The sequence below is a fragment of the Clostridium sp. AWRP genome (assembly GCF_004006395.2).
GTDB lineage: Bacteria > Bacillota > Clostridia > Clostridiales > Clostridiaceae > Clostridium_B.
The window spans coordinates 1,888,151-1,902,199 of sequence record NZ_CP029758.2 but is presented as its reverse complement, the minus strand read 5'-3'; the positions used below and the strand labels follow the sequence as shown (position 1 = coordinate 1,902,199).

15 protein-coding genes and 1 pseudogene are annotated in these 14,049 nt (G+C 30.8%); 7 read left to right on the top strand and 9 right to left on the bottom strand.

Features of this window, described 5'->3' with window-relative positions; all coding sequences use genetic code 11:
• Positions 1-47: 47 nt before the first annotated feature.
• From DMR38_RS08865 to DMR38_RS08850, 4 genes are all read right to left on the bottom strand, one after another.
• The gene (locus DMR38_RS08865; RefSeq protein WP_243124507.1) at positions 48-185 is read right to left on the bottom strand and encodes a hypothetical protein; all 138 of its coding nucleotides are present in this window, start codon (positions 183-185) and stop codon (positions 48-50) included.
• Between the two features lie 102 nt (positions 186-287).
• Positions 288-1,418 (bottom strand): alpha/beta hydrolase, encoded by a 1,131-nt coding sequence (locus DMR38_RS08860; protein ID WP_243124506.1) that lies wholly within the window; start codon positions 1,416-1,418, stop codon positions 288-290.
• Positions 1,419-1,455: 37 nt separating this feature from the next.
• Positions 1,456-2,040 carry a TetR/AcrR family transcriptional regulator gene (locus DMR38_RS08855; protein ID WP_127720933.1) on the bottom strand — a complete coding sequence of 195 codons (585 nt, stop codon included), beginning with the start codon at positions 2,038-2,040 and terminating at the stop codon, positions 1,456-1,458.
• 143 nt (positions 2,041-2,183) lie between these two features.
• Positions 2,184-3,608, bottom strand: coding sequence for a PLP-dependent aminotransferase family protein (locus DMR38_RS08850; RefSeq protein ID WP_127720932.1), 1,425 nt, complete (start codon positions 3,606-3,608; stop codon positions 2,184-2,186).
• 95 nt (positions 3,609-3,703) lie between these two features.
• Between DMR38_RS08850 and DMR38_RS08845 the strand changes: the two genes are divergently transcribed.
• Positions 3,704-4,186 carry a peptide deformylase gene (locus DMR38_RS08845; RefSeq protein ID WP_127720931.1) on the top strand — a complete coding sequence of 161 codons (483 nt, stop codon included), beginning with the start codon at positions 3,704-3,706 and terminating at the stop codon, positions 4,184-4,186.
• A 121-nt stretch (positions 4,187-4,307) separates the two neighbouring features.
• Here the strand turns inward: DMR38_RS08845 and DMR38_RS08840 are convergent, their stop codons facing one another.
• Together DMR38_RS08840 and DMR38_RS21760 are read right to left on the bottom strand one after the other, a co-directional pair.
• Complete coding sequence (locus DMR38_RS08840) at positions 4,308-6,116, bottom strand: M28 family peptidase (RefSeq protein ID WP_127720930.1); 1,809 nt, start codon at positions 6,114-6,116, stop codon at positions 4,308-4,310.
• 12 nt (positions 6,117-6,128) lie between these two features.
• Positions 6,129-6,305, bottom strand: a complete 177-nt coding sequence (locus tag DMR38_RS21760) for a hypothetical protein (protein ID WP_175412955.1) — start codon at positions 6,303-6,305, stop codon at positions 6,129-6,131.
• Between the two features lie 199 nt (positions 6,306-6,504).
• Between DMR38_RS21760 and DMR38_RS08835 the strand changes: the two genes are divergently transcribed.
• Entirely contained in the window at positions 6,505-7,347 is an 843-nt protein-coding gene (locus DMR38_RS08835; protein ID WP_127720929.1) for an aldo/keto reductase, read from the top strand.
• Positions 7,348-7,565: 218 nt separating this feature from the next.
• On the top strand, positions 7,566-8,447 hold the full coding sequence (locus DMR38_RS08830; protein WP_127720928.1) for a Cof-type HAD-IIB family hydrolase: 882 nt from the start codon (positions 7,566-7,568) through the stop codon (positions 8,445-8,447).
• Positions 8,448-8,596: 149 nt separating this feature from the next.
• Here the strand turns inward: DMR38_RS08830 and DMR38_RS08825 are convergent, their stop codons facing one another.
• Positions 8,597-8,857 carry a hypothetical protein gene (locus DMR38_RS08825; protein ID WP_127720927.1) on the bottom strand — a complete coding sequence of 87 codons (261 nt, stop codon included), beginning with the start codon at positions 8,855-8,857 and terminating at the stop codon, positions 8,597-8,599.
• A 531-nt stretch (positions 8,858-9,388) separates the two neighbouring features.
• Here DMR38_RS08825 and DMR38_RS22270 point away from each other — a divergent pair.
• Positions 9,389-9,556: a hypothetical protein gene (locus DMR38_RS22270; RefSeq protein ID WP_243124505.1), complete on the top strand. Its 168-nt coding sequence runs from the start codon at positions 9,389-9,391 to the stop codon at positions 9,554-9,556.
• A 93-nt stretch (positions 9,557-9,649) separates the two neighbouring features.
• Here the strand turns inward: DMR38_RS22270 and DMR38_RS08815 are convergent, their stop codons facing one another.
• Positions 9,650-10,561 (bottom strand): PhzF family isomerase, encoded by a 912-nt coding sequence (locus tag DMR38_RS08815; RefSeq protein WP_127720924.1) that lies wholly within the window; start codon positions 10,559-10,561, stop codon positions 9,650-9,652.
• Between the two features lie 338 nt (positions 10,562-10,899).
• On the opposite strand from DMR38_RS08815, the gene DMR38_RS08810 reads away from it, so the two are divergent.
• Complete coding sequence (locus DMR38_RS08810; protein WP_127720923.1) at positions 10,900-11,256, top strand: winged helix-turn-helix transcriptional regulator; 357 nt, start codon at positions 10,900-10,902, stop codon at positions 11,254-11,256.
• 86 nt (positions 11,257-11,342) lie between these two features.
• Here the strand turns inward: DMR38_RS08810 and DMR38_RS08805 are convergent, their stop codons facing one another.
• Positions 11,343-11,933 (bottom strand): sugar O-acetyltransferase, encoded by a 591-nt coding sequence (locus DMR38_RS08805; protein ID WP_127720922.1) that lies wholly within the window; start codon positions 11,931-11,933, stop codon positions 11,343-11,345.
• Between the two features lie 368 nt (positions 11,934-12,301).
• On the opposite strand from DMR38_RS08805, the gene DMR38_RS22265 reads away from it, so the two are divergent.
• Together DMR38_RS22265 and DMR38_RS08795 are read left to right on the top strand one after the other, a co-directional pair.
• The gene (locus DMR38_RS22265; RefSeq protein WP_243124504.1) at positions 12,302-13,465 is read left to right on the top strand and encodes a hypothetical protein; all 1,164 of its coding nucleotides are present in this window, start codon (positions 12,302-12,304) and stop codon (positions 13,463-13,465) included.
• 312 nt (positions 13,466-13,777) lie between these two features.
• Positions 13,778-14,035, top strand: a pseudogene (locus DMR38_RS08795) (branched-chain amino acid transport system II carrier protein); the annotation flags it as partial.
• Positions 14,036-14,049 lie beyond the last annotated feature (14 nt).

Sequence of the window (14,049 nt, the reverse complement as noted above, 5' to 3'; positions counted from 1 at the left end):
ATACCCCCCGATGAACAAGAACATTTTAACAAGTATTTTTATTCTTGTCAACGACTGAGATATACCTTTTGCCCAATACTCCATCCAATTGCCTTTTTCCTAACATTTATAAATTCACTGTAAACACCATCTTCCCTAATTAAATCTTCATGTCTTCCACTTTGAACAATATGTCCTCCGCTCAATACAAAAATATTATCTGCATTTCTAACTTTTGAAAGATGATGTGCTCTTTTTTCGCAGCAGAAATCTATAGTAAATATTATTTATTAAACACCTTAAATTAGTTATTTTTTCAACACATCTTCCTGCAAAATACGTGCAAATTTTTCTGGTTCTTCAAATAGTGGACTGTGGGCAGACTGGTTAAAAGTATAAAACCTTTTCTTTGGTGCCTGTAATTTATCAAAATAATCCTTAGCGAGCTTATAGGAAACTGTATAATCGTATATTCCATCACAAAAATAGACGGGGATATCCAATTTTTTAACCTTCTTAGTCAAATCCGTCGTATATTCGGTATCCTCCAGTTTCGTCTTACCAGAGAAGTATTTTCCACGCCATATGTTTATCTTTTCACTGAAGGTATACTCTGGACTTTCCATCACTGGCAAGAATATACCAGTAACTACAGATTTCATTTTATGTGTTGTGCCAACTCCAAGACTATGCATCATTTTATCACGCATGGACCAGTATGCAATTGGTAAATTGGTCTTTTTATCAATAGGAGAATTCTCAAGCTTTTCTAACATTCTTTTGTTTCCTTCTATCTTATACTGTTCTACTATATATTCATATGACAGTTTCTCTGATTCAAGCTGTTTTGACATCTGAGACATGGCAATGTATCCATTGTACAATTCAGGTGCTTTTGCTGCTGATTGGATACCAATATAGGTTCCCCATGAATGTGCCATAAGATAAATCTTTTTCTGTCCAAATCTATTACGAAGGTAATTTGTTACCTCTATAGTATCAGATATTAATTGATCTTCCGTCATAGTATCTTTTGATATGTTACTATTGTAGGATAACCCTGCTCCTCGCTGATCCCACCAGCATACTGTAAAATAGTTTTCAAGAACTACAGCATATTTCTGGCTAATCGCATATTCAGGCATACCAGGTCCGCCATGTATGAAAAGCAAGACTGGCTTTGTTTTATTCTTACCCTTTATAAACATACCCTGTTCCACACCACCTATATTTACATGAATTTTTTCTGAAATACTACCTGGAAGCGGCTTTCCGTTTTTATCTAAGAAAGGTTTAGGTTTTCCGGAACTATGTACTATTAACACACCCACACAAATAAATATGCAAATAAGTAAAATAGAAAATATAATTAATATAATACACATCATCCTCCGCATAAATGACTTAACTAAAAGTCCACTAATTTTTTCATTTACCATTTTTATTTCTCCTTCTATATCCAATCAGCTAATGCCTTTATTCATTCCAAATAATATCTTCAATCTTTGTTTCCCAATCCTTGTCATAATGAACATTTTTCATTGTTGCAATAGAAGCAAGACCATGTACAGTTGCCCATAAAGATATTATTGTATCCTCTATTTTTTCTTTTGACATTCCACTTTCTCCAAAAATACGAAAAGCAGTAGCTTTTAAAAGTTCAAAAGGTGGAAAATTCTTCTTTGCATCAGCATCTAAGGAAAGCTCAACCTCCATACACGGCTGAGAAAATAGAAAGGGAAAATATTGAGGATTATTAATAAAAAACATCACATAACTCTTACCAATTTCAAGAATTACTCTTGGATCCTTTTGATTTGGACAAGATTTGATTGCATTCTCCAGTACTTCCATAAACTGTTCTGTTACATAATCCTGCATAGCTTCCAATAAACTTTCCTTGCTTTGAAAGTGACTATAGGGAGCTGCTTGACTTACCCCACATAATGCAGACACTTTTCGCAGAGAAAATTGCTCTATGCCCTTTTCATTAATTAACTCAATACCAGCTTCAATTAGTGAATTTCTTAAATCTCCATGATGATATGGCTTATTTGACATTTATACGTCCTCCTGTATCTTAACGATGTTAAGATTATATCTTACAATCTTAACGATGTCAAGATAATCTATATTATTGAAGGGAAAAATAGCTGTACTCAAGAAAAAGATAGGCAATATAATTGATATCCAGTTTTGTAAATTTAAAACCAGGCTTTTTTCAAAAGTTTTATTCCATTTTGCATATTATCAAAGCTTAAATGTCCATATCCCATGAAAACCATATTACCTTCTTTATAATTACCTTGATCAAAATAATAAAATGATATTGGATAGACTTTAACTCCATTTTCTAAAGCCCTATTTATCAATTCCAATTCATTTAGATTATTTTTCACCTGAAGTGCAATATTAACTCCTGCTCTCTCTCCATAAATCACAACATCTTCTTCAAATTGTTGTTTTATACAGTCTATAAGAAATTGTTGCTTTTTAGCATATATATTTCTCATTTTTCTAAGATGCGTTTCAAATAAACCTTCTTTCATAAATTCTGCAATTGTCAGCTGATGAATTTTTGATGCAGTTTGATTTATAAAGCTTCCCTTTTTAATAAAAAGATTCATTACATTTTCAGGTAAAATCATATAACCAACATGCATTCCTGGAAAAAGAGTTTTTGAAAAAGTTCCAAGATAAATCACCCTATCTTCACTATCCAAACTTTGCAGTGAAGGTATGGGATTTACATTATATCTAAATTCACTGTCGTAGTCGTCTTCAATAATATATCCCCTAGCCTTGCTAATAAAATTAAGAAGTTTTATACGATTTGAAACAGGCATGGACATGCCCAAAGGATGTTGATTTGATGGGGTTACATATATAAACTCAGGAGTCATTTTAAGGGTTTCAAGCTTTTCTATATTCATTCCAACCTGTGTCAATTCAATTGGCTCTATGTTATATCCATACCATTCAAAAACCTTTCTTACAGCAGAAAATCCAGGTTCTTCAAAAGCAATATTTTTATTACAAGATTCACTAAACAGGTCACATAATACAGCCATCAAAGTCTGAGTTCCTGCACCTATAATTATTTGGTCAGGAGAACAAACTACCCCTCTTGAACTTTTAACATAACTTGCAATTTGACTTCTTAATTCAAATTCACCTCTAGGATCTGAATAGGTTAATATATCTACATTTTCTTTTTTCATTAGGCTTTGCTCAATTTTCCTCCAAATCGCAAATGGAAAACTTTCCTGATCTACTGAGCCAGGTTTAAAATTATAAGGATATACTTTGTCATCTATATGAATACTTTTTAAGGGTTTAAGTTTTAAGGGGATATTCTCTTTTTTCACAGTTTTTATTTGATCTTCTATATATTCCACATAATAGCCGCTTCCATTTTTGCTATATATATATCCTTCACATAGTAGTTGATCATATGCCCCTTGAACCGTATTTCTGCTAATACAAAGTCTATTTTTAAGCTGCATTATAGACTCCAACCTGTCTCCTCTTTTAAGTGTACCTTCTAATATTGCTTTTTTGTAACATTCATATATCTGCATATACAGTGGTTTTTCACTGTGCCTCTTAATAAATATTGGTATCTCCATAAAATCATCCCCTTAATTTTTATAAAAATCATACCTTTTTATAGTTACAATTATATAGTACTATTTTATCAAATGTACAACAAGGAGGCTATTTTATGATAAAAGAAATACTATTACTTGGAAATGATGCTTTATACAAAAAAAGTTTACCTGTAGAAAAAGAAGACATGGATTCAATAAAGAAAACTGTTTCAAATTTACATGATACCTTAATTGACTTTCGTAAAAAATACAATGCAGGCAGAGCAATTGCCGCTCCACAAATTGGGGTATTTAAAAGATTGATATATATGTATATTGACAAGCCTATAGTTTTTATTAATCCAGTACTTAAATTTGATAACAAAGAAATGATGGACGTAATGGATGACTGTATGTCCTTTCCAAATCTTTTAGTAAAAGTTAAACGCTATAAAGAATGCTCTATAATATACAAAGATATAAATTTTGCAGATAAAACACTGAAGTTCAAAGGAGATCTATCAGAATTAATACAACATGAATATGATCATCTTGATGGCATACTGGCTACAATGAGAGCCATAGACAATAAATCTTTCTATCTAAAAAGCAAATAATCAAACTCCACTGTAAAGCAGCATTGGCATACTCTTTAGAAAAATAATCATTATATAAGTAGCATTGTTTAAGATTCACTTCACATCCATAGATTTGTAAAAATCTATGGATATTCCCAATTTAAATTATAGAACTAATCTTTTTCATTTTAACTATTATTTTTTCAATATCAGTTTTTTCCCTAAAAACTATTTCTTTTAAATACATAGCTTGTCTTTTAAGTGCTTTTTTCAATGCCGATATTTCTGCATCTACATCTGGATTTTTCTCGTTGAACTTACTTCTTAAAGATTGTGCCACTTCATATAAATCTTCATTTGGTTTTTCTACTAAATTATAACCCCAAGTATTACTATTTCCCTGTGTTACACGCCTTGAAAAAAACTCATAGGTTCTTCTATCAAAATCATAGACATATTTATTAAAATCGATAGGCTTTATATATTTGTTAACAATTTCTTCTAGGCTCTCTCTTCTATTTTTCAACGCTTTAATTGCCTTTTTTAATAAATCAACATTTTTTTCATAGTTTTCATGAGGAAATACAACATTTGCTTCCCAATTTAATCTTATAAAACTGTTCTGCATCATTTTGTATAATTGAAAAAGCTTTAAATTAAGATTAGTATAATCAGTATTTTCACCTGTAATGCTAGCATTTTTTAAATTTAATTTTTCTATTTTCGAAGATAATTCTTGTGCATAATGGGAAGCCTTTTTAATAGTTTTCACTAAAGATTTTTCTACAATATTAGAATCTATAGTTTTTCTCATTTTAAAGAAACGCTCATAAAAATCCATTGGTCTAATAGGCACAGCATCTAAATCAAACAATATTTTCCCATATAATATATGATTTAACTTATAGGTTTTAGTGTCAAACCCAAAAGCTTTGTTATCCATGGAGCTATGATAAATATTAGTATAATATATGCTAGATGTCATAGAATCCCTTGCTGTAATACAAGGAATACCTTTCTTAGTATAACAAAACTCTTCACTGCCAGTAGAAGTTGGTGATATAAATTCAAATTTATAGGCTGTATGATGCAAAATAGGTTTTACACTTTTCTTAGTATATTTTAGTAATTCATCGGATACCATTATTTGAAAATTTCTTTCATTAGGCACAGAAAAATTTCCATCAATATTAATAACAGCAAATGCTTTTTTTGCCCATTCTGGATGAATATGAGTAATTTCCTCATAGGCTCCCATTGCCCAGTCATAATCTGAATTTTCTTTTCCCCATTCCTCAGCACCATGAGTAATAACTCGTATAGTTTTGTTAGTTTTATATCCACTATCTATTATTGCCTTTGCTATGCCTAATATCGTGGAAACTCCAGAGGCATCATCAAAGTAAGAATGATAATATCCATCATAATGAGCCATTAAATATATAACTTCGTCAGTTTTTCCAGGTATTTCTCCCCATATATTGTAAGAAGCCTTATCTGGTTCAACATAAGAATGTGCATTTAATTTAACTGTTATTTCCTTATCTGCAGATTTATTTATAAGATTTTTTAATATATCAGAATCTCTTTTACTAATAGCAAGAACATGAGCATAAGATGGTCCTTCTACTGGCTGAGATATAAGGTAATCTTCGTGCTGAACTTTATATTTTGTAACAACAAGAACTGCCTTTGCTCCTTTTAAATAAGCTTGATACGCTGGATACGATATCCAAAAATCATTAAATGGATCGATACTAATTAACACTAATTTATTTGTAACGTCTCCCAAAGATTTATAGTCACTTATTGTTCCGCTTCCACCATCTACAACTTTAAAAAAGTCATCCTCTGCTTCTATACTCGCAGCATAACCTCCTAAAACAATCTTCTGTTCTTGTCCATTTGCATCTTTATATGAAATATTAGCACCTTTATAAGTCCAACCCCAACTGTAAAACTTGTCCATAGTTGGATTTTTTTAACCAATTCTTTCAAACTCCCTATAAAGATAATTGGCAGCTTCAGTACTTGCTTTGGACCCTGCAGAGCGATTTCCAGTAGCTTTATCATCTCCAAAATTTGATAGGATATCTATAATTTTTTGAGAATTAACTATATCAACATGCTTGCAAAATTCTCTAAATCCTGCTTTCATAAATAATCCTCCCATTTATTCTACTTTAATAGTTTCTTTGCACTACATATTATTCTATATACTTCTAATTGTGTTAGATATACTATATAAAATAAAGGAATACTTTGACATAATAAATAAAATATGTTGATTTTCTAAAAGTATATTGGTAATATATAAATGCTATTTTGTATTTACTATAATTGGGAGGATGATTAAAATGCAAGATATAAAAAGCTGCACAATTTTAAATAATGGAGTAAAAATGCCCTGGATAGGCTTCGGTACTTATAAAGCTGATGGTCCTTCTGTTATTAACTCAGTAAAAGAAGCTCTCAAAGTTGGTTATAGTCATATAGATACTGCTGCTTTCTATAAAAATGAAGATGGAGTTGGTACTGGGATAAAAGAAAGTATAGTACCTAGAGAAAAAATCTTTTTAACAAGTAAAGTTTGGATTTCCGATGAAGGTTATGAAAAGACTTTAAAAGCTTTTAAAGCCTCTATTAAAAAACTAAAAACAGATTACCTTGATCTATATTTAATTCATTGGCCTAATCCACTACATAATGAAACGTGGAGAGCTTTAGAAAAACTTTATAAAGAAGGATATGTACGAGCAATAGGTGTTAGCAATTTTACCGCTGGTCATTTGAAAGACTTAATGGCAAATGCTGAAATTATGCCAATGGTGAATCAAGTAGAATTTCACCCTCTGCTAGTTCAAAACGATCTAAGAGAGTTCTGCCAAAAAAATAATATACAATTAGAAGCATGGTCTCCCTTAATGAGGGGTAAAGTATTTGAAATTCCACTTCTAAAAGAGCTTGCAAAAAAATATAAAAAAACAGTATCTCAAATCGTGCTTAGATGGGATTTACAAATGGGAGTTGTGACTATTCCAAAATCAACTACTCCATCAAGAATAAAAGAAAATGCAGACATATTTGACTTTGAAATAAGTAAAGATGACATGTCTAAAATTCAGCAGCTTGATAAAGGAATAAGGTCAGGTTCCGAACCTGATGAAGTTTATGCTAACCCAGATGCATTAAAAAAATAATACTACTTAAAAAAGTATGTCTTTGGCATACTTTTTTAAGTATTCCTTGAATTACCACCTACATGTTAAAACTATTTCTCATTATTGTTTTGTATTTATGCCTATTGTATAATCTAATAGTACTTCATCTGATGTCAAAAACTCTGTTTATATAAAGTAAAATCTAAAATTACAAATGTATTATTAGTTCATAGAATACTAGAGGAGGTAATATTTTAATGTATAAAATTGTTTTTATAGATATGGATGGAACTTTACTTAAAGACGACAAGTCAATATCCAATGAAAATAAACGAGCTATTGAAGCAGCTACAGAAAAAGGTGTTAAAATTGTTCTTTGTACTGGAAGACCAATAGATGGAATTAAACATCATCTCTCTGATCTGAATTTAATAGCAAATGATCAATACAGCGTAACTTGTACTGGCGCTAATGTACAAAACAATACTGAGGATAAAATTATTTTTCAGTCGCCTTTTAACAGCAAGGATCTAGAATATTTATATAACATGGCAGAAGACTTAAATCTAGACTTATGTTTTTATAACGATGGTACGTACTCAGTTTATAAGAACAACTTATATGGGAAATTAGAATCTGTTGCAAACAATACAAAATATGAGATAACTGAATTCAAAAACTTAGTAAAACGTAACAACATACTAAAGGTAAACCTAATAAATGAAAACTCAGATGTTTTAGAGCACTATGTACATCACTTTGGATTTGACATGTCCCCTTACAGTGATTTCAAATTTAGAAGTATCTATGATAAAAATTTGCTGCTAGGCGATAGTCTACCACAACATTTTTATGAAAATTTTTCAGTGCTTAAAACATGTACTTATACCTTTGAAGTATTGAGTAAAAATACTAATAAAGGTACTGGTGTAAAAAAACTGTGCCAATACTTGGACATACCTACTAAAGAAGTTATTTGTATTGGAGACTCTCCAAACGATTTGGACATGCTTAAATGCGCAGGTCTTCCTGTAGCCATGGGAAATGCTTCAGATGAAATAAAGCATACTGCTAGTTATGTCACTTTAACAAATGAAGAAAATGGAGTAGCTAATGTTTTAGAAAAGTTTGTGCTGTAACCACTAACTATACATAAAGAGCTATATCATTTTTTACTACTACAGCCTACGCATCCTTCATCTATGATCTTAGGAAGGAATGCTGTAGCCTGTATAGAGTTTAATGTTACCTTATTTTAGACTTGGTATACTACTTTAGATTTTCTACTTTAATAAACATCTGTAACCTTTGCAACATAGTCATCATATCCTGATTTAGCTAGTACCATAATAGGATGCTCCTGATTCAGTATTTGAACTCGATATGCCTGTGCTTCATCCTTATCAAAATATTCATCTCTATTAACATTTATTTTGCTTCTATCTGCAACCCCATAGTCTTCTAGTATTTCTGTAACTCTATTTTCTAAATCTCCCGTTGGGCATTCAAGCGTCCTAATTCTACCAATTGCTTCATCAATTTTTTTCATTCTATTATCCTCCCATAAGGCATTTTCAAAGAAATAACTAGTCAGTATGCTAGCCTATTTTTTATCATACTGCGTCGGTAGAGCCCTTAGATAGGATTCACTATCTACAGAACCTGCCTCCTTTCCTTGTCTGATAAACAAAGTTCTTGGCATCTTTGACTTGTTATTTTCTTTCAAATGCCTAAAATAGATTAGTTGTATTTTTATTATGTCCCCATATTTTTTCTTAATTCTAGTCATATCTTAACATTTTAAATTTTTCTATTACTTATAATATTAAAAAATAAATATTGGCAACAAGACAAGTAGCAAGTATAATATAATCAATGAGTTAGGGAATCCTAAACTTATGTAAGAAGGAGATGACTAAAAATTAATAGTTTAAATTATTTTAATAACAGAGAAGATTGCAAAAAATTCTTGGATAGTTTTGATTTTAAATATTTTATACCTTATTTTTGTGATTGGGATGGTTATAATAGGTATACTGTCCAACTTAATAAGGAGTGTACAAAAATATTATATTGTTCTTTGGATTCCGTAAAAGATGAATTAGTTAAGGATTCTTTTTATTTTTTTAATGCTGAAAAACTCAAGGTTAAAAATAAAGAGGGAATATTAGTTGACGCTTTTCAACTTGCTGAAGCAGGAGAATCCATAAGAAGATATGTAAGAGGAAGGAAATACATGACAAAATAAGATTACAGTATTAATTCTATTTCTTAAATGTAAAGGTTTAGAGATGAGTATAGATTTACGTAAAATGTAAATCTATACTCATCTCTCTTTTTCCTAATCATTTAATAATAATTCAGTTTTAAATGTTATTACAGCGTCTCCAGAAATTTTAACTTCTACTGGTTCTTTATCTTCTATCTTTACCTCAACCTCAATAATTCCTGGCCTTCTTATAGCTTCACCCTGCACAGCCTTAAATTTAAATAAAGAATTATTTTGGTGAATAAGGTTATGATGAACAAGATATGCACCCAAAGGTCCATTTGCATTGCCAGTAACAGGATCCTCATTAATCCCTATTGCAGGTGCAAACATTCTGCCGTGTATTAAAATATCACTGTCCTGTGTACCAACTGTAAAAACATAATATCCATTACACTTAATATCCTTGCTTAACTTAGAAAGTGCAGCATAATTCGGCTGCAGTTCATTTAAAGTTTCAATACTCTTTATACCAATCATAACCTTAGAATGACCTGTAGATGCAATTTGAATTTTATAGTTTTCCAGTAGATCACCATTTTTTATATTAAGTGCCGCTAAGAGCTTCTCTTTATTTATACCCTCTATAATAGTACCAAACTCAATTTTGCCCTGTGTCATAATAATTTTATAATCCTCATTTTTCTTTACTATATCAACAGGTAAAATTCCAGCACCCGTCTTATGATAAACTCTTGACGTATCAAGTCCATTTTCTACAGCACGGGCATAATGAGCAGCAATAGTAGCATGTCCGCAAATTGGGACCTCATTTGTTGGAGTAAAAAAACGTATATGAGCATCATACTCTCTGCTATTTGAAGAAAAAATAAACGCTGTCTCAGAGTTATTAAGTTCTCTAGCAATTTTTTGCATCTCATAATCAGTTAATCCATCTGCATTTGTTATTACTCCTGCTGGATTTCCTGTAAACTTCTCTTTGGTAAATGAATCAATTTGATACAAATTGTACTTTCTTGTCATGACTTTCCTCCCCCAGGTATACTATACATTTACAAATTAAACACTATTTTATCCGATGGCTACCTACTGTAACACTCCCACGCACTCTGTGAAAGCGACTATCACCAAATCAAAGATTTGAGATATCTGCTTTTCTATCAAAGTGGGAGATAACAGTAGCTACACCCCTGGATAATTCATCTAAACTTAGTGGGAGAAACCAAACTCCCACTAAGTAAGATTTATTGATTAATCCATAGCAATTAACATCTATGTATACTATAATAGTTTTGTTGGAGTACACATACAAGTACGCACTTTTTAATCAGATACTTACTATTTGGAAAGAAGGATAGGGTATGAATAGAGACATAATTGAAAATTTCCCAAATCAGAGGAAAAGACAAAAGGATTTTAAATGTTCTATAGGATTTGCCATGACTGTAATTGGAAGTAAGTGGAGAGCAATAATATTGTGGCATATATTGAAAACTGATCCTATAAGATATGGGGAGCTTAAAAAATCTATTCCTAATATAAGTCATAAGATACTATCTCAAGAATTAAAAAACTTGGAGATGGATGGTCTTATTAAAAGAATTGCTTATGCAACAATCCCACCTAAGGTAGAATATATACCTACAAATAGAGGAAAATCTTTAGAAAACATCTTAACTGAACTATGCCTTTGGGGTAAAAAATATATGAACCCATAATTAAAATAATGCTGGAAAATAACAACAAACTAATGCTATACTTACCCCCTTACATTAACTTCAAATTGTATTTTCCACTTTATATACTATACTTCAAATCCGGTTCTATCTTCTTCTGTAATTTCTCGAATTACTTTACATGGTACACCAGCTGCAATTACATTTGCTGGAATATCTTTTGTAATAACACTACCTGATCCAATAATTGTATTATCTCCAATAACTACACCTTGATTTATATGAACACCTGCTCCAATCCATACGTTATTACCTATCTTTACAGGTTTTGCATAACAGGCTCCTGCTATTCGTTCTTTTGCATCTGCTGCATGATTAGAGGTATAGATTCCAACCCGCGGCCCAAATAAAACATTATTTCCTATGTCTATCCCCCCACCATCTAACATTATACAATCGAAATTAGCATAAAAATTATCTCCTATTGTAATATTGAAACCAAATTCACATCGAAAAGTTGGTTCAAAATGAACCCCTTTTCCTATACTTTTCAATAGTTTCTTTAATATTTCTTCCCTTTCATTCTGCGACTTACCAAAACTATTATTATATTCATTTGTAAGAAATACCGTATTTTCTCTTGCTTGAATTAGTTCCTGGGTTAAATCATTATACATTTTACCTAGTAAAATCAATTGTTTCTGCTCCTCTAAAGTCATAATATAACCTCCAAAATAACTGTAGTATTTTTTAATCATAATATATGATTAATTTTACTTTATATTTCATTCGTAATTTAACATATAACATATATATTTTTTCATATCTATAAATTTATTCTATGTGGTAAATGCTTTTTTTAGTATATATTGTGTTATATCACATGAAATTCATAATTTTTTAACATATTTTGCTTAAATTTCTGATACAAAAAATTTTGCTTATCAACTCAGCTTCCATCAAAAACAACCACTTTTTATCTGAATTTTGAGCCTAATTATAATCAATTTTTAAATTTGACACATATATATATCTACCTTATAATTTAATTACGTAATTTGGAAAGGATAAGGAAGCGAAGATTAATATGATAAATATTATTAAAACTGCAATTGTAACTATAGTGATATCTTTTATATCTGGGTTACTGTTAGATTATTACAAAAATTTGGCACCTAGACTATTATGTAACATAAGAAGTGCTATGCCTACAAAAAACAATAAAAGAATTCGTGCATACATTATTACCATTAGTAATATATCTAGTAAAACAATTAATAAGTTAACCCTAAATATACAAAGTCAACAAACTAACTTAAATATTACAGATGCAAAAATAACAAGAGGATTAAAATTTGATTCTTCACTAAAAGATAATACTTTAGATGTCTACATTCCTTTTTTAAGTAAGAATGATAAATTTTCAGTTACAGTATATGGAGAGAATCAATATGCAATGCGCAATAAGCCTGCCATTGTACTCAGATCACCTGAAAATTTTAAGCAGATAGATTCTTTAAGACAAAATGGAATTTTAGCTTTATTGTTTAATATACCCAAAAGTATAAGTGAAACAATCTCAAATACAGTTAAAAAACCTGAAGCAATAGTTCCTGATGAAAAAGATGACTTTACAAAAGTTATGAGGAAGCCCTTAGCCACTGAAGAAATAGGAAATAGAAAAATACACCATGGCAGTAAGAGTCCTAGTACTAATAAAAAGGCTCTAATAATTGCTGTATCAATTATTTTGCTTGTATTTGCTGGAGTTTTAGGAAAATCTTATTTGAAAGGGGCATCTGCTAAAACACAAACTCCCGATGTAAAAACTGTTGTTCCAAGTCAATCCACTGATGCCACAAATTCATCTGGACAAACAACTAAAAATTCAAATTCAAAAGTTTCATCTGGACAAACAACTAGAAATTCAGGTTCAAAAGCTTCACATGGACAAACAACTGAAAATCCAGGCTCAAAGGCTTCATCTGGACAAACAACCGAAAATCCAGGCTCAAAAGCTTCATCTGGACAAACAACCGAAAATCCAGGCTCAAAAGCTTCATCTGGACAAACAACCCAAAATCCAAGCTCAAAAACATCGTCTGGACAAACAACTGGAGGTTCAGATCCAAAAGCCTCATCTGGACAAACAACTGGAAATTCGGATCCAAAGGCTTCATCTGGACAAACAACTGGAGGTTCAAATTCAGGAACTTCATCTGGACAAACAACTCAGAGTTCAGGTAACTAACACAGTAAAATAATATACACCTTATGAAAAATAAGCAGCTATCGCCAATTGATAGCTGCTATTCTTATGCTTTCTTTAATCTAAGCACCTGAAGGTAGCCAAAACTTTTTCTTTTTATACTATATATTTTAAGTTATTCATTTTAGCATACTCTATTACTAGTTGAAATGTAATATATTGCATTTATATTCTAATTATGCTATCATTCTCGTGTGCATTATGCTGCTTACATATATTGAGAACTCAATTGCATATGTATGTATTGTTTCTAATTGAATAAGGTATTATTTAAACATTCGAGGAGGACTATTTATGAAAGAAAAACTTCGTTTTAATCAAAATTTATTAATAGGTTCATTACTATTTGGACTATTTTTTGGTGCAGGTAACTTAATTTTTCCGGTGCAAATGGGACAAGAAGCCGGAAATCATACTTTAACAGCAACTATTGGATTTCTAATTACAGGTGTGGGATTGCCTATTTTAGGAATTGTTGCATCAGCACTTTCAAAAAGTGAAAGTTTACTTGATATGGCAGATCCAATTAGTTCACATTATTCAAAAATATTCTTAAGTAAACATAG

What these genes read in the sequence shown, in the direction of transcription:
- DMR38_RS21760 (WP_175412955.1), bottom strand. Translation starts at nt 6,305, where the DNA reads ATGAAAGCAGGATTTAGAGAATTTTGCAAGCATGTTGATATAGTTAAT.
- DMR38_RS08835 (WP_127720929.1), top strand. Translation starts at nt 6,505, where the DNA reads ATGCAAGATATAAAAAGCTGCACAATTTTAAATAATGGAGTAAAAATG.
- DMR38_RS08830 (WP_127720928.1), top strand. Translation starts at nt 7,566, where the DNA reads ATGTATAAAATTGTTTTTATAGATATGGATGGAACTTTACTTAAAGAC.
- DMR38_RS08860 (WP_243124506.1), bottom strand. Translation starts at nt 1,418, where the DNA reads ATGGTAAATGAAAAAATTAGTGGACTTTTAGTTAAGTCATTTATGCGG.
- DMR38_RS08805 (WP_127720922.1), bottom strand. Translation starts at nt 11,933, where the DNA reads ATGACTTTAGAGGAGCAGAAACAATTGATTTTACTAGGTAAAATGTAT.
- DMR38_RS22265 (WP_243124504.1), top strand. Translation starts at nt 12,302, where the DNA reads ATGATAAATATTATTAAAACTGCAATTGTAACTATAGTGATATCTTTT.
- DMR38_RS08810 (WP_127720923.1), top strand. Translation starts at nt 10,900, where the DNA reads ATGAATAGAGACATAATTGAAAATTTCCCAAATCAGAGGAAAAGACAA.
- DMR38_RS08850 (WP_127720932.1), bottom strand. Translation starts at nt 3,608, where the DNA reads ATGGAGATACCAATATTTATTAAGAGGCACAGTGAAAAACCACTGTAT.
- DMR38_RS08815 (WP_127720924.1), bottom strand. Translation starts at nt 10,561, where the DNA reads ATGACAAGAAAGTACAATTTGTATCAAATTGATTCATTTACCAAAGAG.
- DMR38_RS08840 (WP_127720930.1), bottom strand. Translation starts at nt 6,116, where the DNA reads ATGGACAAGTTTTACAGTTGGGGTTGGACTTATAAAGGTGCTAATATT.
- DMR38_RS08855 (WP_127720933.1), bottom strand. Translation starts at nt 2,040, where the DNA reads ATGTCAAATAAGCCATATCATCATGGAGATTTAAGAAATTCACTAATT.
- DMR38_RS08845 (WP_127720931.1), top strand. Translation starts at nt 3,704, where the DNA reads ATGATAAAAGAAATACTATTACTTGGAAATGATGCTTTATACAAAAAA.
- DMR38_RS08825 (WP_127720927.1), bottom strand. Translation starts at nt 8,857, where the DNA reads ATGAAAAAAATTGATGAAGCAATTGGTAGAATTAGGACGCTTGAATGC.